Origin of the sequence: Serinibacter salmoneus (assembly GCF_002563925.1) — a bacterium.
In the GTDB taxonomy this organism is placed as follows: Bacteria; Actinomycetota; Actinomycetes; order Actinomycetales; family Beutenbergiaceae; genus Serinibacter; species Serinibacter salmoneus.
Map to the genome: position 1 here is coordinate 3216285 of NZ_PDJD01000001.1, position 22974 is coordinate 3239258.

20 protein-coding genes are annotated in these 22974 nt (G+C 70.9%); 16 read left to right on the top strand and 4 right to left on the bottom strand.

What is annotated here, in order from left to right:
- The first annotated feature begins 101 nt into the window (after positions 1–101).
- From ATL40_RS14385 to ATL40_RS14405, 5 genes are all read left to right on the top strand, one after another.
- Entirely contained in the window at positions 102–1082 is a 981-nt protein-coding gene (locus ATL40_RS14385; protein WP_098470151.1) for a zinc-binding metallopeptidase family protein, read from the top strand.
- A gap of 130 nt (positions 1083–1212) precedes the next feature.
- Positions 1213–2856: a PQQ-binding-like beta-propeller repeat protein gene (locus ATL40_RS14390; protein ID WP_098470152.1), complete on the top strand. Its 1644-nt coding sequence runs from the start codon at positions 1213–1215 to the stop codon at positions 2854–2856.
- 84 nt (positions 2857–2940) lie between these two features.
- A complete protein-coding gene (locus tag ATL40_RS14395; RefSeq protein WP_098470153.1) occupies positions 2941–4167 on the top strand; it encodes an arginine deiminase in 1227 nt (408 codons plus the stop codon).
- 219 nt (positions 4168–4386) lie between these two features.
- Positions 4387–5109, top strand: a complete 723-nt coding sequence (locus tag ATL40_RS14400) for an alpha/beta fold hydrolase (protein ID WP_245867164.1) — start codon at positions 4387–4389, stop codon at positions 5107–5109.
- Between the two features lie 77 nt (positions 5110–5186).
- Positions 5187–5714 (top strand): acyl-CoA thioesterase, encoded by a 528-nt coding sequence (locus ATL40_RS14405; protein WP_245867166.1) that lies wholly within the window; start codon positions 5187–5189, stop codon positions 5712–5714.
- A 5-nt stretch (positions 5715–5719) separates the two neighbouring features.
- Here ATL40_RS14405 and ATL40_RS14410 read toward each other — a convergent pair whose 3' ends face one another.
- The gene (locus tag ATL40_RS14410; protein ID WP_098470155.1) at positions 5720–6355 is read right to left on the bottom strand and encodes a hypothetical protein; all 636 of its coding nucleotides are present in this window, start codon (positions 6353–6355) and stop codon (positions 5720–5722) included.
- A 106-nt stretch (positions 6356–6461) separates the two neighbouring features.
- On the opposite strand from ATL40_RS14410, the gene ATL40_RS14415 reads away from it, so the two are divergent.
- From ATL40_RS14415 to ATL40_RS14445, 7 genes are all read left to right on the top strand, one after another.
- Positions 6462–8234: an ABC transporter ATP-binding protein gene (locus tag ATL40_RS14415; RefSeq protein WP_098470156.1), complete on the top strand. Its 1773-nt coding sequence runs from the start codon at positions 6462–6464 to the stop codon at positions 8232–8234.
- 493 nt (positions 8235–8727) lie between these two features.
- Positions 8728–8976, top strand: coding sequence for a glutaredoxin-like protein NrdH (gene nrdH, locus ATL40_RS14420; protein WP_098470157.1), 249 nt, complete (start codon positions 8728–8730; stop codon positions 8974–8976).
- 137 nt (positions 8977–9113) lie between these two features.
- Positions 9114–9530 carry a class Ib ribonucleoside-diphosphate reductase assembly flavoprotein NrdI gene (nrdI, locus tag ATL40_RS14425; RefSeq protein ID WP_098470158.1) on the top strand — a complete coding sequence of 139 codons (417 nt, stop codon included), beginning with the start codon at positions 9114–9116 and terminating at the stop codon, positions 9528–9530.
- A complete protein-coding gene (gene nrdE, locus ATL40_RS14430; protein ID WP_211283135.1) occupies positions 9500–11653 on the top strand; it encodes a class 1b ribonucleoside-diphosphate reductase subunit alpha in 2154 nt (717 codons plus the stop codon). Before nrdI ends, nrdE begins: the two co-directional genes overlap by 31 nt.
- 66 nt (positions 11654–11719) lie before the next feature.
- Entirely contained in the window at positions 11720–12694 is a 975-nt protein-coding gene (gene nrdF, locus ATL40_RS14435; RefSeq protein WP_098470530.1) for a class 1b ribonucleoside-diphosphate reductase subunit beta, read from the top strand.
- 172 nt (positions 12695–12866) lie between these two features.
- A complete protein-coding gene (locus ATL40_RS14440; RefSeq protein WP_098470159.1) occupies positions 12867–13604 on the top strand; it encodes a hypothetical protein in 738 nt (245 codons plus the stop codon).
- Positions 13605–13889: 285 nt separating this feature from the next.
- Positions 13890–15383: an amidohydrolase gene (locus ATL40_RS14445; protein WP_098470160.1), complete on the top strand. Its 1494-nt coding sequence runs from the start codon at positions 13890–13892 to the stop codon at positions 15381–15383.
- A 51-nt stretch (positions 15384–15434) separates the two neighbouring features.
- On the opposite strand, the gene ATL40_RS14450 is transcribed toward ATL40_RS14445, so the two are convergent.
- A complete protein-coding gene (locus ATL40_RS14450) occupies positions 15435–16481 on the bottom strand; it encodes an LLM class F420-dependent oxidoreductase (RefSeq protein ID WP_098470161.1) in 1047 nt (348 codons plus the stop codon).
- Between the two features lie 101 nt (positions 16482–16582).
- Here ATL40_RS14450 and ATL40_RS14455 point away from each other — a divergent pair, with 101 nt between their 5' ends.
- Complete coding sequence (locus ATL40_RS14455) at positions 16583–18271, top strand: cation:proton antiporter (protein ID WP_098470162.1); 1689 nt, start codon at positions 16583–16585, stop codon at positions 18269–18271.
- Positions 18272–18330: 59 nt separating this feature from the next.
- Here the strand turns inward: ATL40_RS14455 and ATL40_RS14460 are convergent, their stop codons facing one another.
- Positions 18331–19251, bottom strand: a complete 921-nt coding sequence (locus ATL40_RS14460; RefSeq protein ID WP_098470163.1) for an LLM class F420-dependent oxidoreductase — start codon at positions 19249–19251, stop codon at positions 18331–18333.
- Between the two features lie 376 nt (positions 19252–19627).
- On the opposite strand from ATL40_RS14460, the gene ATL40_RS15275 reads away from it, so the two are divergent.
- Positions 19628–21106 (top strand): polysaccharide deacetylase family protein, encoded by a 1479-nt coding sequence (locus ATL40_RS15275; RefSeq protein WP_098470164.1) that lies wholly within the window; start codon positions 19628–19630, stop codon positions 21104–21106.
- A gap of 31 nt (positions 21107–21137) precedes the next feature.
- A complete protein-coding gene (locus ATL40_RS14470) occupies positions 21138–21650 on the top strand; it encodes a low molecular weight protein-tyrosine-phosphatase (protein WP_098470165.1) in 513 nt (170 codons plus the stop codon).
- A 33-nt stretch (positions 21651–21683) separates the two neighbouring features.
- On the opposite strand, the gene ATL40_RS14475 is transcribed toward ATL40_RS14470, so the two are convergent.
- Positions 21684–22250 (bottom strand): phosphoribosyltransferase, encoded by a 567-nt coding sequence (locus tag ATL40_RS14475; protein WP_098470166.1) that lies wholly within the window; start codon positions 22248–22250, stop codon positions 21684–21686.
- Positions 22251–22336: 86 nt separating this feature from the next.
- Here ATL40_RS14475 and ATL40_RS14480 point away from each other — a divergent pair, with 86 nt between their 5' ends.
- Positions 22337–22927, top strand: coding sequence for a DNA-3-methyladenine glycosylase I (locus ATL40_RS14480; RefSeq protein ID WP_098470167.1), 591 nt, complete (start codon positions 22337–22339; stop codon positions 22925–22927).
- Positions 22928–22974: the final 47 nt, after the last annotated feature.

A 22974-nucleotide genomic window follows, 5' to 3' on the forward strand; every position in this document is an offset into this window, starting at 1 on the left:
TTACCGTCCGCGGCCGCAGCGAGTGGATGTGATGCGCGGCACGCGCGTCCACCCTGCACCCCGTGGTGCCTAGGCTGAGCAGTGACGAAGGGAGGCCGCCCATGCGCGACCTGATGTGCCGTACCTGTGGGAACCAGTTGGCGTTCGAGAACTCCGCGTGCCTGCGCTGCGGCGCGGACCTCGCCTACGACCCGGACCTGCGGGGCTTCCGCTCGGTCGATCCCGCCGCCGACGCCCCGGTGGTCTGCGCCAACCGGAGCATCGCCGGCTGCAACTGGATCTCCTGGTCGGGCTCGCCGTCGGGCCTGTGCCGCTCGTGCTCGCTGACCCGGACCCGGCCACGCGACGACTCCCCGGCCATGCCCGCCTTCGGGAGGGCGGAAGCCGCCAAGCGCCGTCTTATTGTGGAGCTCACCGCCCTCGGACTGCCCATCACCGACCGCATCAGCTCCCCGAGCGGACTGGCGTTCGACCTGCTCTCCAGCGCCGAGGAATCGGTGGTGACGGGCCATGCGAACGGGGTCATCACCCTCGACCTCGCCGAGGGCGACGACGTGCATCGCGAGCAACTGCGGGTGGCGATGGACGAGCCGTACCGCACGCTGCTGGGTCACTTCCGGCACGAGATCGGCCACTACTACTTCACGGTGCTGGTGCTGTACGACGAGCAGCGCTGGGCGCGTTTCGTGGAACTCTTCGGCAACCCGAACGAGGACTACCAAGAGGCCATCGACCGGCACTACAGCGAGGGCGCACCGCAGGGCTGGGAGTCCACCCACGTCTCCTCCTACGCCACCATGCATCCCGCCGAGGACTGGGCGGAGACGTTCGCGCACTACCTGCACATCCGCGACACCCTGGACACCGCGGCGGCGTTCGCGATGGCGCCCTCCGGCGCGGTTGCCGACCGGCACGTACCCGGCGACGCCGCCTTCCGGCGCATCATCGCGCTCTGGGTGCCGCTGACCTGGAGCCTGAACATGATCAACAGGTCGATGGGTCACCCCGATCTGTACCCTTTCGTGCTGCCGCCGGCGGTGCTGGAGAAGATGAGTTTCGTCCACCAGTGCGTGATGGGCTGACCCTGCGGAGTCGGATATTCCGTGTTTGACTGGCTTCACTTGCCTCCCAGCGCAAATGGAGTTTCTTCGTGAGCCTCAGTTCGGGCATTCTTGGTGCCGTTTCACGCTCCCACCCGGGTGAGGTCAGGCGATGAGCGCGAGAATCGGCTCCACCTCGATCCCCATCTGGGTGGCGGTGGGCGGAGGCGTCGTCGTTCTCGGAGCCGCCGCTGCGGTGGCGGTGCCGCGCCTGATGGCCGAGCCCGAGCCGACCCCCACGGCCGAGCAGTCGAGTGCTGCGCAGACGACCCCGACTCCCACGGCTGAGGAGCCCACGACGCCAGCGCCCGAACCCGACTACTCCCACGGGATCGTGGAGTCCTGGAGCCTGGACGCGAGCGATCTCGAGGAGTTCGTCCTCGAGCCCGGCGAGGTCGTCTTCGGCTTCCGGGAGGGTGCACTGTGGCAGTCGCCTCGAGGCAGCTCCCCGGAGGTCGTGATCGTGGACGCGTTCGCCGGCGTCCCGCCGACCACGGACATGCCCTACGAGATCGCCGCCGGCATCGACGCGAGTACCGGCACCGTCCTGTGGGACATGACCGCGCTGTCTCTCAGCGATTGCGCCTTCGCCCCGGACGGCGCCACCGTGGCGTGTGCGGAGGTGAACTTCTTCGCCGGACCGCCCGGCGCGACCGAGGTGTTCCTGCTGGACGCGATCACGGGTGAGCGGGAGATGGTCGCCTCGCTGCCCGAACAGGCCTATCCCCATCTGATGTGGGAGGGGGATGACCTCGTGGTGGCCACGAATGTGGGGGACCGCAGCCAGGTCGATCGGATCGCCGGCGATGGCAGCATCCTGTGGTCCACCGTGACGGGAGACTTCCCCTCCAATGTCTCCGGGGTCACCAGCGAACTGGGCTACGCCGTGGTGTGGCACGAGGACGGCACGATGAACACGGTGCGCCTGGAGACCGGCGAGGAAGTGCTCACCGAGGATGTGTTGTTCTCCTACGACGTGGAGACCTCGCTCGGGCCCGTGACGGTGAGCACCGACGCACGCGGAGGGGCCTCACCGGAGGTGTGGCGAGTCGCCCTGAGCGATGGCGAGGTGCTGTTCGAGGTCGACGAGGTACAGGGGGTCCTCCCGCGCACGCTGGTTGCCGGCGACGAGGAGTACCTGATCCTGGAGACGGACACCGCGTCCACCGCGGTGACACTCGACGGCGAGGTCGCCGCCACCTGGCAGAGCGCGGGCACCGACGTCGTGGTGCAGGACGCCCTCTTCGAGGTCTCCGAGGACCGGACGCGGCTGTCCTGGCGTGATCCCGCCACGGGCGAGGTGGGCTGGACCCGCGAGTTCGCCGGCGAGGTGGTCCAGATGAGTGGATCCGGGCTCTACCTGTGGGAGCGCGACGAGCACGGCGCGTTCGTCCGCCTGGTCGCCCTGGGGCCCGCGCTGGAGGGCGAGGCTGTCCTCGGGACCGAGCCCGCGCCGTCGTCCAGTCCGACCGAGGAGGTGTCCGTCCAGGAGACCGTGGCCACGATCCAGCGAGCGCTGGAGGCCGGTGACCTCGCGCCGATCGAGCACCTGCTCGCCCCGAGCGTCACCCAGCAGTGGACGCTGGAGCAGTTGCAGGCGCAGCTCCTCGACGAGGGCGAGGTCGAGATCACCGAGAGCGAGGACACGGCGACCTACCGGATCACCACCGGTGGGGGCGCCTACTTCGTGCAAGCCGGCTTCGAGCGTGTGGACGGCCATTGGGTACTGACCACCCTCGGGAACAACATGGGCTGACCCACATCGCTGCGGCGCGGCTGGCAGGCCGACCCGGAGGCGGGGCACGATGGGGCGGAAGCGAACCGATGCCAGGAGGCCGCAATGTCGCTAGGAGTGCATTCTGAGGTCGGCCGACTGCGCCGCGTGGTGGTCCACGAGCCGGGCATCGAACTGTCCCGGCTCACGCCCAACACGGTGGACGACCTGCTGTTCGACGACGTGATGTGGGCAGAGCGCGCCCGCGAGGAGCACCGCGCCTTCCAGGGCGCGCTGCGTGAGCGCGACGTGGAGGTGCTGCGCTTCCGGGACCTGCTCGTGCAGGCCGTGGATGTGGTCGGCGCCCGGGAGTTCCTGCAGGAGCGCCTGACCACCGAGACCCAGTTCGGGCCGGGCCTCTCGCGCTACCTGGTGGATCTCGTGGCGGCGATGCCCGCCGGGGACCTCGCCGACCTTCTCATTGGGGGCCTGCTCAAGCGCGACGTCGCGGGGCACCTCTCGCAGGCCTCGAGCCTGCTGCTGGAGGTGCTGGACGACGACGACCTGCTCCTCGGCCCGCTGCCGAACCACCTGTACCAGCGCGACAACGTCGCCTGGATCTACGGCGGGGTGACGATCAACCCGATGGCGCGCCACGCCCGGGTGCGCGAGACCGTGAACTCCCGCGTGATCCTCAACTACCACCCGCTCTTCGCCGGCGGCTCCTATCCCGTCTACCGCGGGAACGACTCCCTGCACCACGCGCCCGCCACCGTGGAGGGTGGGGACATCCTGGTGCTCGGGAACGGCACCGTGATGATCGGCCTGGGTGAGCGCACGGCCCCCCAGGGTGTGGAGGTCCTCAGCGGGGCCCTGTTCGCCAGCGGACAGGTGCAGCGGATCATCGTGGTGGAGCTCCCGCACGAGCGCGCGTTCATGCACCTGGACACCGCGATGACGATGGTGGACCGCGACGCGTTCAGCATCTACCCGCACCTGCCCGATTCGTTGCGGTCCTACACCCTCACGCCGGTGGGCGACGGCGGTGAGTACCGCGTGCGGGAGAACGCCGAGCTCTTCCCCGTGGTCGCCGAGGCGCTCGGGCTGGACCGGCTGCGGGTGCTGCGCGCCCCCCTGGACCGGCTCGCGGCGGCGCGGGAGCAGTGGGACGACGCGAACAACTTCCTCGCCGTCTCCCCGGGGGTGGTACTCGGCTACGAGCGCAATACCGCCACGAACGCCTACCTGGCAGATCAGGGCATCGAGGTGGTGCCGCTGGCGGGATCGGAGCTGGGCCGCGGCCGGGGTGGGCCGCGGTGCATGTCCTGCCCGATCGAGCGCGACGCGGCCTGAGCGCCCCTGCTCTCCTTCGCCGAGCCCGTACCGGCAGCGCCGAGGCCGTGCCCGGGGGCCACGTGCTCGGCGCAGAGCCCACGGTTTCGCGGTTGTTTGCCGCGCGGGCAACGTGAACGGAGTGTGGAGATCGGCTCCCGGCGCCCCACGGCGACCGGCGCGGCGCTACGATAAGTGTCATAAGTCCGCCGCTCGGGCGGGCGGGGCGGAGGACGCGCGGTGCCTGAGGAGACGGCAGTGCCTGGGGAGACCACGGTGCTGGAGGAGACCACGACCCCGGTGGTCTTCGTGCACGGCACCCGCAGCTCCTCGAGCATCTGGGAGGAGCAGATGGCGGTCCTTCGTGGGCGCGGCGTGCACTGCCAGGCCGTCGACCTGCCGGGGCACGGCTCACGCCTGACCGAGCGCCTGACCATGGCGGGCGCCGTGGCCACGATCCGCGACGCCGTCGAGGCCGCCCCCGCGCCGCCCCTGCTCGTGGGCCTGTCCCTGGGTGGGTACTCCGCCATCGCCTACGCCGACCGCTACCCGGACTCCATCTCCGGCCTCATGCTCTCGGGCTGCAGCACCGTGCCGCGCCGCTGGGCCATGGACTCCTACCGCCGTGCCTCCGGCCTGGTGGCGAGGCTGCGCCGCGGCGGCGCCAGCACCTGGGGCGTGGTCACCGACATGCTGCGGGAGGTCTCCGCGGTCTCCCCGCTGCCCACCCTGCGCTCCCTGACAGTCCCGGTCTGGTTCGTCAACGGCCGCCGCGATCCGCTGCGGCTGGACGAGCGTCGGTTCCGCGCCGCCATGGGCAACTCGCGCTTCCACGTGCTCGGCAACGCGGGCCACGACGTCCACCTGCACGCCCCGGAGGCGTTCAACCGGCTGCTCGTCGGGGCCCTGCGCACCGTGGACCGGATCGCCCGCGGACCGCTCGGCGGCGGCTCGGCGGCCTGACTCGCCGGCCCGGCCATCGCTAGCGCCGTCGGCGATGGTTTCGCGCTCGCGGGCCGCGGGCGGGCTAACCTGCGTGAGTGGCCCGTCAACTACACCTCCTCTTCGCCGCCGTCCGCCCCCGCAAGGCCGTGCCGGGCATGGACCCGCTCGGGGTGTCCGTCACGCGGATGCGCGTGCGCCCCAGTGACCTGGACCTGTACATGCACGTGAACAACGGCGTGTACCTGCAGATGATGGATGTGGCGCGCACGAACTTCCTCGCCGACATCGGCGGCATGGCGCGCCTGGCCGAGAAGCGCTGGTACCCGGTCGTCGCCGCCTCCACCATGCGCTATCGCCACTCCCTCACCCTGGGGCAGCGCTTCGAGATCCACACCCAGGTGGTCGGATGGGACGAGCGCATGGCCTACCTCGAGCAGCGGTTCCTGCGGGACGAGCAGGTGTGCGCCCGGGGCCTGGTGGCGGGCCGGTTCCTCCAACGCGGCACTGGAGCCCGCATCGCGGCGCCGGATGTGATCGAGCTCCTGGGGCCGGGCACGGCGCAGCCGGAGTTGCCGCACGACGTCGCGGAGTGGGCTGAGGCGATCGGGGTCGCCGCGCGCTGAGGTGCTCAGGCGGTGCGCACCCAGTGCCCCACACCGGACTGGGTGAAGCCCATCTGGCGCAGGTACGGCTCGGAGCTCGCCGGCGGGTTGTCCCACACCACCTGGCTGACGCCGCGCTCGCGGAACAGTCCGGAGCGGTGCACGAACTCGCCGGGGGTGAAGTCGCGGTAGGAGGGGCGCACCCAGTCCAACTCGATGGCGACGGTCGCCTCGCCCTGCGCACGGGCGATCACCACGCCGACCGTCTCATCGCCCTTGAGCACGAGGAAGCACCACGGACGTGCGTGCGGTCCGCCCTCGCCGTCGTCGGCCGTGAGGACATCGGGGTGGAACTCGCTGATGTCTTCGGCGTGGGTGCGCAGCACGTGCCCGAGGTAGGCGTCCTCGGGGGCGACCTCGATCACCTCATAGATCTGCTCGTCGTGCGCCTCGCGGTACAGGCGGATCAGCCAGTAGATGTCGATGATGGCGATCGCGCCGTTCATCGCCACGATCGGCCACACCTCGATCACCAGGTTGTACCCGGTCGCGAGCAGCGCCCCCGCCAAGTTCATCCACCGCAGGCGCAGCACGCGCGCCTGCATGAGGGACCACACCACCAGCACCGAGCCGGCCCAACCGATTGCCTCCAGCCACCACATCCGAGCGATGGTAGTGGGTATGTCCAGTTATTGAGACCGCGGCGCGAGACGAGACGGTGGCAGAGGTGGGAGAGAGCGCTTTCTTCCAGGTCGCCAGCCCCCCACAATGGGAAGAGTGACCTCCCCCTCGCGCAGCGTGACCTCGCTCATCGACGGGCAACGCCCCCTGCACTCCGTCCTGGCGCTCCTGGGCATGCACAAGGTGAGGGTGGCGGGCGCCGTCGGCTGCTTCGTGCTGAAGGAGACCCCGGTCTGGCTGCTTCCGATCATCACGGCCGGCGTGGTGGACGTGGTGGTGGCGGGTGGCCCGCTCAGCCACCTGTGGTGGTGGGCGGCGGCCGCGTTCGTGGCGCTGGTGCAGAACTACCCCAACCACCTCGGGTACACCCGGCTGTTCATGTCCGTGGTGCGGCAGGTCGGCGCCGACCTGCGCAATGCCCTGACGGCGCGGCTGCAGACCCTCTCGATCGGCTTCCACACCCGCGTCTCCGCCTCCGTGGTGCAGACCAAGGTGGTGCGCGATGTGGAGAACATCGAACTCATGCTGCAGCAGGTCACCCACCCGCTGCTGAGCGCCTCGGTCGTGGTGACCGCCGCCGTCGTGACCACCGCGATCGAGGTGCCCCTCTTCCTGCCCGTCTACGCCCTCACGATCCCGCTGGCGATCGCGCTGCGCTATATGCTGATGCGGCGATCCCGTGCCTACAACGAGGCGTTCCGCCGGCAGGTGGAGGTGTTCTCGGCGCGGGTCGGGGAGATGGCCACGCTGATGCCGATCACTCGTGCGCACGGTATCGAGAGCACGGCCGAGCGGCGCGTGGCCGAAGGCGCCGAAGGCGTGCGCAGCGCCGGCTACGAGCTCGACGTGCTCAACGGGCGCTTCGCCTCCCTCTCCTGGGTCGGTCTGCAACTCCTCGGCGCCGGGACCCTGATCCTGGCGGGATGGGCGGCCATCTCCGGGTGGGCGCCGATCACCGCCGGGCAGGTCGTGATGCTTTCCAGTTACTTCGCGCTCATCACCGGTGGCGTGACACAGGTGCTCATGCTCATCCCGGTCGGTGCGCGCGGACTGGAGTCGGTCCGCTCGGTGGCCGAGGTGCTGCAGGAACCTGACCTGGAGGACAACGCCGGCAAGGCGAGTGTGGGTCGCGTGGCCGGACGGGTGAGGTTCGACGGCGCGGGGTACCGCTACCCGGACTCCGCCACCTCGGCGCTCAGCGATGTGGACCTGGAGATCGCCCCCGGGGAGACGGTCGCCTTCGTCGGTTCCTCCGGGTCGGGGAAGTCGACCCTGCTGAATCTGGCGCTGGGCTTCCTGCGCCCCACCCAGGGCAGGATCCTGCTCGACGGCGTCGATGCCGCCACCCTGGACCTGCGCACCTACCGGCGCTGGGTCTCGGTGGTGCCCCAGGAGTCGGTGCTGTTCGAGGGGTCGATCCGGGACAACGTCACGTACGGACTCGGCGAGGTCAGCGACGAGCGGGTGTGGCAGGCGCTGCGGGACGCGAACGCCGCCGACCTCGTGGCGGGCCTGCCCGAGGGCTGGGAGACCGTGGTGGGGGAGCGGGGGGCGCGCCTCTCGGGCGGGCAACGTCAGCGCCTCGCGATCGCCCGCGCGTTGGTGCGCGACCCGAAGCTGCTGCTGCTGGACGAGGCGACCTCGGCGCTCGACCCGGAGTCCGAGGGCCTGGTCAAGGAGGCGCTGGCCCGACTCATGGTGGGGCGCACCACGCTCGTGGTGGCACACCGGCTCTCCACCATCCGCTCGGCTGATCGGATCGTGGTGCTGGAAGCGGGCCGGGTGATCGAGGTCGGCTCTCACGCCGAGCTGCTCTCGGCGCGGGGGCGCTACGCCGCGCTGCACGCCGCGCAGGGGTGAGGCGCCCCGGCCCGTGTGCGCCACGCCGCCAGGATGTCAGGGGTCGGTGGGATGGTGTGGGCATGGACAGCGACACGCCGCGTGCGCGCGACACGCCCGACGGCCAGCCGGCATCCGAGCGGGGTGGCCCGGGGGTGTGCCGAGGTCGTGGTGCGCGGCCGTCCACACGCTCTCCACATGGTTGTCCACAACTGGGGATGTGGGTTCGTCGGCATCGGCGCGTGTCAGGCGGGGGATGCCCCACGGCGAGCGGCGCGTCGTCCACATCCCGGCGCGCGGCGGCACCCACAGCGGTGGACAACGCCGCGGGGGTGCGACGCGACCGACACGACATCTGGTGGTGCTACCCGACCGGGACCACTAGGTGTAGTGTCTGTGGAGCGAGATTCCGGGGAAGCAGCACACCCGGACGCAAACAACACGCATGTAACTACACCGGCGTGATCCACCCCCCGTGGGGTGGGACCCGGTCACGTCGACAAGGGGAAGAACCGTGAGCATCACCGTCTTCAGCAAGCCGAACTGCGTCCAGTGCAACGCGACCTACCGCGCCCTGGACAAGCAGGGGCTCGAGTACGAGGTCGTGGACCTCACGCTCGACGCCGAGGCACTGAACACCGTGAAGGCGCTCGGCTATCAGCAGGCGCCCGTGGTGTTCGCAGGCGGCGACCACTGGGCCGGGTTCCGCCCCGACAAGATCAAGGCGCTCGTCGCGGCTCGGGACGCCGCGGCCGCCGTCTGAGCGCAGTCGTCGCCGGGTCCGCCCGGACATCGGCGGCGTCACGCAGCCCGCGTGGCGCCGCCCGGCACGGCCCCACCGGGGTGGCGCGCCGACGCGGTAGGAAGAGCGTGCGGGATTCGCGAGGGAGGATCGGCGTGATGGGCACCATCAGCTACTTCTCCTCCGTCTCGGAGAACACCCACCGCTTCGTGACCAAGGTCGGCCTGGCGGCGCACCGCATCCCGCTGCGCCGGAGGGACGAGCCTCTGGTGATGACCCAGGAGCACGTACTGATCCTGCCGACCTACGGCGGCGGGACCGGTCACGGAGCCGTGCCCAAGCAGGTCATCGCGTTCCTCAACGATCCCCGCAACCGTGGCCTGCTGCGCGGCGTCATCGCCGCGGGCAACACCAACTTCCACGAGAGCTACTGCCTGGCAGGAGACGTGGTCGCCGCGAAGTGCGACGTCCCGTTGCTCTACCGATTCGAACTCCTCGGAACCGACCAGGACGTCACGCGCGTCCGCGAAGGATTGGCACAGTTTTGGCTTCAACGCTCGCAGATCCCGGCCTGAGCTCGCGCCTGGAGGGCCTGGACTACCACGCCCTGAACGCGATGCTGAACCTGTACGGTCCCGACGGCCGGCTCCAGCTGGACGCCGACCACGCCGCGGCCCGGCAGTACTTCCTCCAGCACGTGAACCAGAACACCGTCTTCTTCCACAACCTGGACGAGAAGCTCGAGTACCTGGTCACCGAGGGCTACTACGAGCCCGAGGTGCTGGCGAAGTACTCCCGGGAGTTCCTGCACGAGCTGTGGGACGCGGCCTACGCGATGAAGTTCCGCTTCTCCACCTTCCTCGGCGCGTTCAAGTACTACACCTCCTACACGCTGAAGACCTTCGACGGGAAGCGTTACCTGGAGCGGTTCGAGGACCGCGTGGTGATGGTGGCCCTCACCCTGGCCGACGGTGACGAGGCCCTGGCCCGCTCCGTGGTCGAGGAGGTCATCTCGGGTCGATTCCAGCCCGCGACGCCCACCTTCCTCAACGCCGGCAAGCAGCAGCGCGGGGAGTTGGTCTCCTGCTTCCTGCTGCGCATCGAGGACAACATGGAATCGATCGCGCGCGGCATCAACTCCGCCCTGCAGCTGTCCAAGCGCGGCGGCGGTGTGGCGCTGCAGCTCACGAACGTGCGTGAGCACGGAGCGCCGATCAAGAAGATCGAGAACCAGTCCTCCGGGGTGATCCCCGTGATGAAGCTCCTGGAGGACTCCTTCTCCTACGCCAACCAGCTCGGTGCACGCCAGGGTGCGGGCGCGGTGTACCTCAACGCCCACCACCCCGACATCCTGCGGTTCCTGGACACCAAGCGGGAGAACGCGGACGAGAAGATCCGCATCAAGACGCTCTCCCTGGGCGTGGTCATCCCGGACATCACCTTCGAGCTGGCCAAGAAGAACGAGGCCATGTACCTCTTCTCCCCCTACGATGTGGAGCGCGTGTACGGGGTGCCGTTCTCGGAGATCTCCGTCACGGAGAAGTACCACGAGATGGTCGAGGACGGCCGGATCCGCAAGACCAAGATCAAGGCGCGTGAGTTCTTCCAGATCCTCGCCGAGATCCAGTTCGAGTCCGGCTACCCCTACATCGTGTTCGAGGACACCGTGAACGCCGCGAACCCGATCGCCGGCCGGGTCACGATGAGCAACCTGTGCTCGGAGATCCTGCAGGTCTCCACCGCCTCGACCTACCACGAGGACCTGTCCTACGACGTGGTCGGCCGGGACATCTCCTGCAACCTCGGCTCGCTGAACATCGCCAAGGCCATGGACTCCCCGGACCTGGGGCTGACGATCGAGACGGCGATCCGCTCGCTCACCGCGGTCTCCGACCAGACCACGATCACCTCGGTGCCCTCGGTCGCGGAGGGGAACGACGCCTCGCACGCCATCGGCCTGGGCCAGATGAACCTGCACGGCTACCTCGCCCGTGAGCGGGTCTTCTACGGCAGCGAGGAGGGCATCGACTTCACGAACATCTACTTCTACACGGTCGCCTACCACGCGCTGCGCGCCTCCAACAAGATCGCGATCGAGCGGGGGGAGACCTTCCGCGGGTTCGCCGACTCGGAGTATGCCTCCGGTGCCTACTTCGACAAGTACACCGAGCGCACATGGGAGCCGGCCACGGAGCGGGTGAAGCAGATCTTCGCCGATGCCGGCGTGCACGTGCCCACCCAGGCCGACTGGCTCGACCTCAAGGCGTCCGTGGCCGAGCACGGCATCTACAACGCCTACCTGCAGGCGGTGCCGCCCACCGGGTCGATCTCCTACATCAACCACTCCACCAGCTCGATCCACCCCATCGTGGCGCCGATCGAGATCCGCAAGGAGGGCAAGATCGGGCGGGTCTACTACCCGGCGCCCTACCTCACGGACGAGAACATGGAGTACTACCAGGACGCGTACGAGATCGGCTACGAGAAGATCATCGACACCTACGCCGCCGCCACGCAGCATGTGGACCAGGGGCTGTCGCTGACGCTGTTCTTCAAGGACACCGCCACCACGCGTGATGTGAACCGCGCGCAGATCTACGCCTGGCGCAAGGGCATCAAGACGCTGTACTACATCCGACTGCGGCAGGCCGCCCTGGAGGGCACCGAGGTCGAGGGCTGCGTGTCCTGCACGCTGTGACGGCTCCGGCCGCTCGCAGGGACATGACACGCGCAGGGACACACAGAGAGAAGTGACGCAGGAATGATCAGCGAGAAGCTCAAGCTCGTCAGCCGGGTCCACGCCATCAACTGGAACCGCATCGAGGACGAGAAGGACCAGGAGGTGTGGGACCGCCTCGTGGGCAACTTCTGGCTGCCGGAGAAGGTGCCGGTCTCCAACGACATCCAGTCCTGGCACACCCTGACCGCCGAGGAACAGACCCTCACGATGCGGGTGTTCACGGGCCTGACCCTCCTGGACACCATCCAGGGCACGGTCGGCGCCGTCAGCCTGATCCCGGATGCGCTGACCCCGCACGAGGAGGCGGTGTACACCAACATCGCCTTCATGGAGTCGGTGCACGCCAAGAGCTACTCCTCGATCTTCTCCACGCTGTGCTCCACCAAGGAGATCGACGAGGCGTTCCGCTGGTCGGAGGAGAACGAGAACCTCCAGCGCAAGGCCGAGATCGTCATGAAGTACTACCGGGGTGACGAGCCGCTGAAGCGCAAGGTGGCCTCCACCCTGCTGGAGTCCTTCCTGTTCTACTCCGGCTTCTACCTGCCGATGTACTGGTCGGCGCACGCCAAGCTGACGAACACGGCGGACGTGATCCGCCTGATCATCCGCGACGAGGCCGTGCACGGGTACTACATCGGCTACAAGTTCCAGAAGGGACTCGCGGCCGAGACGCAGGAGAAGCGTGACGAGCTGCAGGCCTACACCTACGAACTGCTCATGGAGCTGTACGAGAACGAGGAGCAGTACACCGAGGACCTCTACGACGGCGTCGGGCTGACCGAGGACGTCAAGATGTTCCTGCGCTACAACGCCAACAAGGCGCTGATGAACCTCGGGTACGACCCGCTGTTCCCCAAGGACCAGACCGAGGTGAACCCGGCGATCCTCTCCGCCCTGGCGCCGAACGCCGACGAGAACCACGACTTCTTCTCCGGCTCCGGCTCCTCCTACGTGATCGGCAAGGCCGTCTCCACCGAGGACGACGACTGGGACTTCTGATCTCTTCGACGGGGCCCACCGCCCCGTCAACCGTGGGGCCCGGGACTGCACACGTGTGTGGTGCCGGGCCTCACGACGTCAGAGCCCGGGCAGGCTGTGGTCCCGCGGCGCACGAGTGATCGAGCGCCACGATTCTCAGGTGACCACCAGGTAGCGGGGTGAGGCTGGTGGTGTGAGCACACAGCCTGCCCCCGAGCCGACCATCACCGCGGCCCACCACACCAGCGCTGCGGCAGCGGTGCCTGCGGTGCCCGAGACCACGGTGCGACGCGGCACCTTGGTGGATGTCAACGCCGTCGTACGCCTGATGCGGGCAGGTGCGGCGCCGGTGGACATCAACGGTGACGGCATCCTCGACGGCCCGCACGACGAGGAGACCGCGGCCGCGGCGGCCCGGCTCGCGCTGTCCCACCTGTCGCTGGAGTCCGGGGACCTGTGGGTCGCCGAGCGTGGTGGGCGGCTGGTGGCCGCCTCGGTGTGGCTGCCGGGGGACGGCCGAGCGCTGAGCGCCGACACGTCCCACCTGCTCGCGCGCGAGCTGCATCTGGATGACGTGTCCGCCGCGATCGGCCCCGGCGACCACCTGCGCGGAGAGGTCGAGGCGACGGCGACTGGCGTGTTCGCCGAGTTGCTAGCGAACCGACCGCGGCTTGTGCTCGCGTCGCTGACGGTCGCGACCGGCGAGGTGGACCCGCGCGAGGTGATCGAGCTGGCGCGCCGGGTGGTGCACCCCGTGGTGCACGCCGACGAGTCGCCGGTGCTCGCCGTCGCGATCGACGACGCCCGCGCGCGTCTGCTGCGGGCGGTGGGGTTCACCACCGTGTCCACGGTGCCGCTCGGCGAACTCAACGCGGTGTGGGTCGGGCGCGCCGCTCGCCCCGCGCCGGGTCGAACGCCGATCCGCGCGTAGCTGCGCCGTCGTCGCCGACCCGCGCACTGTAGCGCCCCACCGCCGAGTGCCCTCCTGGCCGAGCGTGTGCATGGGCCGCAACCCGTTCGCCGAGCGGGGTGTTGCGCCGAGGTTGAGCGAGCGGAGGCTGCGCAAGGGCACGCTCGGCGGGGGTGGGGGTGCGCAAGGGCACGCTCGGCGGGGGTGGGGGTGCGCAAGGGCACGCTCGGCGGGACCGGGCGGGGGCAGGGCTCGCCCGCGGCGCGGGCAACGAGACCGCAACGCAGGAGTGGCAGACTCGCGGGCATGGGTTCGATGCTGATGCGCGGCGCGCGGCTGGTGGGACGCGACGGCGTCTGGGACGTGCGGGTCTCCCGCGGCGTGATCCGTGGCATCGACGCCCGCATCCGCCCCGAACGAGGCGAGGAGACCCTCGATCTCGCCGGTCGCTGGCTCATCCCCGGCCTGTGGGACGCGCACGTGCACCTCATGCAGTGGGCGCAGGTCGCGCGCCGGTTCGACGTGAGCCCCGCCACCTCCGCCGCCGAGGCGGCCGAACTGGTCCGGCGATATGTCGCGCAGCACCCCGAGCGCGACGGCGTGCTGGTCGGCTTCGGGTACCGGGCCGCCACCTGGCCCGATCAGCCGAGCACGGAGATGCTGGATCAGGCCGCGCCGGGCCGCGCCGTCGTGCTCGTCTCCGGGGACCTGCACTCCGGCTGGTTCTCCACCCCGGCGCTGCACGCGTTCGAACGCCAGCCCGACCCCTCCGGCCTGGTGCGCGAGGAGGACTTCCTCACCGTCGCCAGTGCGCTGGACGGTGGCAGCGACCTCCAGCGGGACGCCTGGGTGCGTGAGGCCGCGGCCGAGGCCGCGACCCGCGGCCTGGTGGGCGTGGTGGACTTCGAGTCCGACGACCCGCGGCGGTGGGCCACCCGGATGACCGCCGCCGAGGCTGTCGAGGACCGCCCCGAGGGCTGGGCGCCCTACCCGCTGCGGGTGCGCGCCGCCGTCTGGCCCGATCACCTCGAGGACGTGCTGGCCGCCGGGCTGCGCGGGCGCAGCCCCCTGGGGAACGCGCTGGATGGCCGCGGCCACCCGATGGCTCGGCTGGCCACCCTCAAGGTCCTCTCCGACGGCGCCCTGAACACCCGCACCGCCTACTGCCACGACCCCTACCCCGGCGGCGGGTTCGGTGGGTTGAACTACCAGCTCGCCGAACTCGTGGAGCTGATGAACCGCGCCCTGGAGGCCGACCTCAGCTGCAGCATCCACGCCATCGGCGACGCCGCCGCCGAGCAGGCGCTGCGCGCCTTCGAGGCCACCGGCGCCACCGGGTCTATCGAGCACGCCCAGCTGCTGTCCTGGGAGGACATCCCCCGGATGGCGGCCCTCGGGATCACCGCCTCGGTGCAGCCGGCGCACCTGCTGGACGACCGCGACGTCGCCGATGCGCTCTGGCCCGGTCGCGGCGATCGTGCCTTCCCGCTGGCCTCCCTCGTGGCCGCCGGGGTCCCGTTGATCTTCGGCTCGGATGCGCCGGTCTCACCGCTGGACCCGTGGCTGCAGATCTCCGCGGCCGTCACCCGCACCGGCGACGAGCGCGCCGCCTGGGGTCCCGAGCAGCGCCTGGGTGGCGAGGTGGCACTCGCCGCCGCCACCGGGCGCGGGGTGCGCCCCCGGGTGGGGGGCCGGGCGGATCTGGCGATCCTCGACGTCGACCCCCTCGCCGCCCCACCCGGCACCCGGGTGGCGGGCACCCTCATCGCGGGGGAGTGGACCCACCGGGCGATGGACTGAGCCGGATCGAGACGGACCGAGGGGGCGCCCTGAGCGCCCGGAGCGATCGGGTCAGGAGCCCGTCAGCACCCCCGCCAGCGCCGGCAGGGCCCGGGGGTCGGTCTGCAGCACGAGGGTGGTCACGCAGGTCTCCTCCCAGCGCCGCAGCTGGGCGGCGATGTCCGACGGCGTGCCCACCAGGGCGATCTCGCGCACCAGTTCGCTGGGCACCGCCGCCGCGGCGCGCGCCTTGTCCCCGGCCGCGTAGTGCGCGGCCACCTCCTGCAGTTCCTCGGCGAACCCGAGCCGCGCCATCGCCTCGCGGTGGAAGTTGTGACTGGAGGACCCCATCCCGCCCGCGTACAGCGCGAGGTGCGGTCGCAGCAGGTCCACCGCGGCCTCCACGCTCTCGGCCACGGCCAGCGGCACCGAGGCCGCCACCTCGAACTGTGAGACGTCCCGGGTGCCGGCGGCGCGCTTGGCGAACCCGGCCGCCAGCAGTTCCCGCGCCTGCGCGTCGGTGGCGGGGGAGAGGAACGCCGGCAGCCAGCCGTCGGCGATCTCCGCCGCCAGGGAGGTGTTCTTCGGGCCCTGCGCGGCCAGCAGGATCGGCAGATCGGCCCGCAGCGGGTGGATGTTGGCCTTGAGGGGCTTGCCCTGCCCGACGGCGCCGCTCACCTCCCCCGCAATCGGCAACGGGTAGTGGGGTCCGGGGGCGGTGACGGGGGCCTCACGGGCCAGCACGTCCCGCACGATCGCGATGTACTCCCGGGTGCGGGCCAGCGGCTTGGCGTAGGGCGCGCCGTACCAGCCCTCCACCACCTGCGGACCGGAGGCGCCGATGCCGAGCGCGAACCGGCCACCGGAGAGGTGGTCCAGGGTCATCGCGGCCATCGCGGTGGCGGTGGGGGTGCGGGCGGACATCTGCGCGATGCCCGTGGCCAGGCGGATCCGGGAGGTGCCGGCGCCCCACCACGCCAGCGGCGTGAACGCATCGGAACCGTAGGACTCGGCGGTCCACACCGAGTCCAGGCCCGCGCCGTCCGCCCAGGTCACCGCCTGCGCCATCCCGGCGGGTGGCCCGCCCGCCCAGTAGCCCGCGTGCAGCCCGAACCTCATGTCGCTCCCTCGCGTCCTGGCCGCACCTCGGTGTGCGGCACCCACTCGAACCTACGGCAGCGGCCGGGCGCAGGCGAGACGAGGGTCGTAATCTCGAGGGTATGTCCCCCCTCGTCCTGGCGTCCGGTGCCGTGGGCATCATCCTGCTGGCAACGGCGCTCGCGCGCCGCACCGGGGTGGCCACGCCGCTCATCCTCGTGCTGATCGGCGCGATCATCTCGCTGATGCCCGCGATCCCCGATATCGAACTGCAACCGGAGTGGATCCTCATGGGGGTGCTCCCCCCGCTGCTGTACGCCTCCGCGGTGCAGGTGCCGGTCATCGACCTGCGGCGCAACGTCGGGATGATCGGGTGGCTCTCGATCGTGCTGGTGATCGTCTCGGCTTTCGGGGTGGGGGCGCTCGTGCACCTCCTGCTCCCCTCCGTCCCGTTCGCCGCGGGGGTGGCGCTCGGCGCGGTGATCTCCCCGACGGATGCCGTGGCGGCCACGGCGGTGGGGAAGCGACTCGGGCTGCCTCCCCGGGTGATGGCGGTGCTGGAGGGGGAGAGCCTGTTCAACGACGCCTCGGCCCTGGTGATGCTGAAGGTCGCCACGGTCGCCGCCGCGGGCGGGTTCTCCTTCCTGCAGTTGACGGGGGACTTCGCCTACGGCGTGGTGATCGCGGTGGCGCTAGGGCTGGCGATCGGCTGGGTCAGTGTGCTGGTTCGGGAGCGGATCTCCGACCCGGTGCTGTCCACCTCGGTCAGCCTGGTGCTGCCCTGGCTGGTGTACTGGCCCGCCGAGGAGCTCGGGGCCTCCGGGGTGGTGGCCGTGGTGGTGGCGGGGGTGCTCTCGGGTCACCTCGGCCTGCGGCGGCTGTCCGCGCAGCAGCGTCAGATCGAACGCACCAACTGGGCCACGATCGCGTTCCTGCTGGAGAACGCGGTGTTCCTGCTCATGGGTCTGCAACTGGTGGACCTGTTCCTGGACGTGACCCGCAACCAGTCCTCCGTGGGGCTGGTCGTGGGGGTCGCCGCCGCCTGTGTGCTCGCGCTCGTGCTGCTGCGGGTGGCGGCGGTGGCCGTCTTCATGCGGGGTGCGCGGTGGCGTGCGCCGCACCGGGCGCGCCGGTTGGCGGCGGTGGACGCGGCGGTCAAGGGGCTGGACGACTCCGACCCCCAGCGGGCCAAGGCCCGGCGGCGCCTGGCCCGACTGCGCGCCGATCGGGAGTTCTACCGTCGCGCACCGATCACCCGCAAGGGCGGGCTGGTGATCTCCTGGGCGGGGATGCGCGGCGTGGTGACGGTGGCTGCCGCGCTCACGCTGCCCGTCTCGACGCCGATGCGCTCGACCCTGATCGCCGTCGCCTTCACCGTGGCCCTGATGACCCTGCTCGGCTTCGGGCTCACCCTGCCGTGGGTGATCCGGCGCACCGGCCTCGGCCAGGACCCGAGCCAGTCGCTGCACGGGGAGGTCGTGCTGGTGATGCGCGACGTGCACCGGCAGGCGGTCTCGACCCTGCGGGAGGACGGCGATCTGGACGAGGAGGTCGTCTCGGGTCTCGCGGAACGTCTGGAGCGGATCGCCAAGCGGGACGGCCTGCTGGCGCGCACCCTGGGCGCCGGTCCGCAGGAGGTGGATCCGGAGACCGGGGAGCCGGTCGACCCGATCCGACTCGCGGCTGTGCGTTACTTCGACGCGGCACGCGAGGCGCTCGCCGATGAGCGCTCCCTCGGCGCCTACTCCACCGAGGCGATCGCGCAGGTCCAGGAGGTGCTGGACCTGGAGGAACTGCGGCGCACCCGCTGAGCGCGACACGCCCCCGCGGGCGGTCCCGCCGGTGCGGACGGGACCACCTCGCGGTGGGGTCAGCGCAGCGCGGGCATGATCTCCGTGGCCACGAGGTCCAGGTGGTCCAGGTCGCTGAGGTCCAGCACCTGCAGGTACACCCGGCCGGCTCCCCACTCCTTCAGCTGCTCCAGGCGCGCGCGGGCCTCGGCCACGGTGCCCGCGATGCCGTGTTCGCGCAGTTCCCCGGGCTCACGCCCGATCGCGGCGGCGCGGCGGGTGAACTCCGCCTCGTCGGCGCCCACGGCCAACACCAGTGCGGCACTGTAGGTCAGGGTCTCGGGATCGCGCCCGGCCTCCTCGCAGGCGCTGCGCACGGTGGCGAAACGCGTGGGGATGTCGGCGATCTCGGGGAAGCTGGTGTTGTACTCCGCGGCGAACCGCGCGGCCAGGGCCGGGGTGCGGCGCGGGCCGTTGCCGCCCACGATCAGCGGCAGCGGCTTCTGCACCGGCTTGGGAAGGGCGGGCGACTGCGCGAGCTGGTAGTGCTCGCCGTCGTAGGAGAAGGTCTCGCCCTCCGGCGTGCCCCACAGCCCGGTGAGGATCTCGAACTGCTCCGTCAGCAGGCCGAACCGCTTCGGGGGGAAGGGGAACCCGTAGGCGGCGTGCTCGCGCTCGAACCATCCCGCGCCGAGCCCGAGCTCCACCCGGCCACCGGACATCGCATCCACCTGCGCCACCTGGATCGCGAGCAGACCCGGCTGGCGGAAGGTGGCGGAGGTGACCAGCGTGCCGAGGCGGATCGTGGAGGTCTCCCGCGCGATGCCTCCGAGGGTCACCCAGGAGTCGGTCGGACCGGGCAGCCCGTCGCCGCCCATCGCCACGAAGTGGTCGGAGCGGAAGAACGCGTCGTACCCGAGGCGCTCGGCCCGCTGGGCCACGCGGAGCTGGTCGTCGTAGGAGGCGCCCTGTTGAGGTTCGGTGAAGATGCGAAGATCCATTTCCCCAGCCTGCCACCCCACCGCCCGGGGCGGCGGGCGCCGGGCATGGAAGAGCCCGCGGGATGCTCGATCCTCGAGCGGTCGTGCTGGACGAGGGCACGACTCCCGCGGGCTCCGGTCACCGCCTGGTACTCGCCGAGGGGCGAGCGGACGGCACATCCGGCTCACCCGTTGTCAGCGGGCGGTCACCTCACGAGTCCGGTCGAACGTCATGTCGTGGACCACCTCCTTTCACGTGTGAGGGAAATGTAATCCGCACCGAGCCGAGTTGTCATGGCATTTTCCGAGGCACCCAGTACCATCGGGAACACCCCCCCCGAACCCGGGCCCCGTCGGTACCCGACGAGGCCTGACGCACCAGGCAGGACCCCCCGACATGGACGTTGACCGCGGATCGAACACTGCCCGCACGCCGCGTGCGCGAGGGCTGCTCGCCGCTCTCGCCGCGGCCGCCCTCGCGCTGACCGCTTGCACCTCCCCCGAGGGTGAGAGCACCCCGGCCGCGGAGGTGGTGGACACGCCGGCCGCCGTGGACGCCGCGAGCCTCGGCCTCATCGAGGCGGGCTCGCAGGAGCAGGACGCCGAGGGTGGGGGCAACTCCGGCACCGCCGTCGGGCTGGCCGATCTGGCCGCGCTGCCGGGAAGCGGCGCCCTCGTGGAGGCGCTCACGGGCGCGGTGGGGGATGGTGTGGGTGTCGACATCGTCACCGCCAGCCGCCAGATCCTCGGTCTCACGCCTCACAGCGACGAGGCGGCGCCGGGTGAGGACTACCGGGACGCCCCGCCGGTCTACTACGGCGATCTGACCACCGGGCAGGTGATCACCACCGCGGACCTGTTCACCACGCGCGGCGTGGCCGCACTGACTGCCGCGCTGGCGGCCACGGAGGGCACCACGCAGGTGGCCGCGGCGGACGCGCAGCCGAGCGAGGAGGGCGAGGAGGCACTCCAGGCGAGCCCGCCGCCCGACGTGCGGTTCTCCGCCGAGGGTGACGTGCTCGTCGTCGACGGCGCCCACAGCCTGCGCGTGCCCCGTGCCGCCACCGACGGCTGGTTGACCGACCAGGGGCGCGTGGTCCGGGCGGCCGCGCGCAGCCAGGCGGACCTGGCCTCCCTCGTCGCGCAGTCGGGTGACCTGGAGATCGCGGTGCGTGAGATCCCGCTGCCGCCGGTCGGGAAGGCGCCGCCGGCCCCGAAGCCGAAGCCGGCGCCGCAGCCGTCCACGGGTGGCGGTGGCGGGGGCGTGGACTGCGCGGTCGAGTCGTGTGTGGCCCTCACCTTCGACGACGGGCCGAACGCCCAGACCTCCCGGCTCCTGGGCATCCTCGCGGACCGCGACGTCAAGGCGACCTTCTTCATGGTGGGGCAGTCGGTCGCGAGCAACCCGGCGATCGCGCGCGCCGTGGCCGACGCGGGCCACCAGATCGGCAACCACACCTGGCGCCACCCCGACCTGACCACCTTGGACGCCAACGGCGTGCGGGAGCAGTTCACGGCCACGGCGGCCGCCATCAAGGACGCCACCGGCATCGTGCCGAGCATTCAGCGCCCGCCCTACGGCGCGTGGGACGAGACCGTGAAGTCGGTCTCGGGCGAACTGGGGCTGAGCCTGATCCTGTGGGACGTGGACACGCTGGACTGGAAGCACCGCGATCCGGCCAAGACCCTCGAGGTCGTCAAGGCGAACGCGCACCGCGGATCGATCGTGCTCATGCACGACATCCACGCGACCTCGGTGGACGCCGTGAACGACGTCATCAGCTACCTGCAGGGTCAGGGGCACACCCTGGTGACCGTGGATGAGCTCATGGGGGGCTCCACGACCCCCGGGGGCGTGTACTACTCCGGGCGGTAGAGGGTTGCGGCCGGTCGGGCACACTGGGCGCATGACGTCTGCTCCCACCACGCTGCGCGTGATGACCGTGTGCACCGGCAACATCTGCCGCTCCCCGATGGCGGAGGTGGTGCTGCGCGATGCCCTCGTGCGAGCCGGCCTCGCCGACCGGGTGCGGCTGGACTCCAGCGGCACCTCGGACGAGGAGCACGGCAACCCCATCGACTCCCGGGCGCAGCAGGTGCTGACCGAGGCGGGCTATGAGGTGCCACGGCACCGAGCGCGCCAGGTCACCACGTCCGATGCGCAGCAGGTGGACGTGGCGCTGGCCATGACGGCGCAGCACGCGCGTCGGCTGCGTCAGGTGGGGTTCCCCGCCGAGCGTGTGGTGATGTTCCGGGCCTTCGAGCACGGGGTGCCCGACGGCGACCCCTCCTCGGCCTCGGCGCCCGACGCCCCGGACCCCTGGTACGGCGACATGGCGGACTTCCGCGAGACGCTCGCGACCGTGGAGGCGTGTGTGCCGGGCGTCGTGGCGTACCTGCGCGCCCGGATGCCGCAGTAGTGGGGGCGGTCGGGGCCGGCGCGGGCCTGAGTGTCAGGCGTCCTTGCCGTCGGCGCCGGTGACCGGCGGCAGCGAGGACCAGGGGAACATGATCCACGACGACGTGGTGCGCCAGGCGAAGTCCGGCGCCACGATCGAGGTGGGCTTGCCGTAGACGACGGCGGAGCGCACGTCGGCGCCGTGGCTGCGCAGCATCTCCAGCACCAGGGCGAGGGTGCGTCCGGAGTCCGCCACGTCGTCGACCACCAGCGCCCGCATGCCGGCCACGGCGGAGGTATCCAGCGCGGGCGGCAGCACCATCGGCTCGGGCAGGGTCTCACCGACGCCGCTGTAGAACTCCACGTTGAGGGTGCCCATGGCCTTGGCGCCCAGCGCGTAGGCGAGCGAACCCGCGGGGATGAGCCCGCCGCGCGCGATGGCCACCACGATCTCCGGCTCCCACTCGGCCGCGGCGATCATCCGGGCGAGGTCGCGCACGGCGTAGCCGAATCCCTCCCAGGTCAGCACCTCGCGGTCGGGGTAGTCCTCGGCGGTGGGGAACCGCTCCGCCGGGGTCGGGGTGCTGGACGTGGACGTGGTCTGGGTCGTGCGCTCTGGCATGTCCCGACCCTACCGGCGCCGGGGCCGTCCACAGCCTCTCGGGGACTGGCCGTGCCGCGTCGGCTCACGGCGGTACGGTCTGGCGCATGGCATCAGATCCCGCGTCCCTGGCCGGCACTCCGGGGCGTCGTCGCTGCTTCGGCGACGGCGATCCGCTGTACGAGGCGTATCACGACACGGAGTGGGGCGTGCCGCCACCGGTGAGCGACGACGAACGCGAACTCCTGGAACGCGTGTGTCTCGAGGCATTCCAGTCGGGCCTGTCCTGGCTGACGATCCTGCGCAAGCGGGAGGCGTTCCGCACCGCATTCCACGACTTCGACCCGGCGCGCATCGCGGCGTTCGGGGATGACGACGTGCAGCGTCTTCTCCGCGATGCCGCGATCGTGCGCAATCGGGCCAAGATCGAAGCGACCGTGGCCAACGCCCGGGCGCTTGTGGCGATGCATGCCGCTGGTGAGCGTCTCGCGGACGTGCTCGAGCGCCACCGTCCCGCACCCCGCCCACAGCCGCCCACAGCGCAGGAGGTCCCGGGCTCCACGGTGCAGAGCGCGGCACTCGCGAAGGAACTCAAGCGACGCGGCTTCCGATTCGTGGGACCCACCACCGCCTACGCGGCCATGCAGGCGATCGGCATCGTGGACGATCACCTCGATACCTGCATCCTGCGCGGCTGAGGGCGGCACGGCCCCGCGGTACGCACCGGGCGGGGCGATTCGGGTCA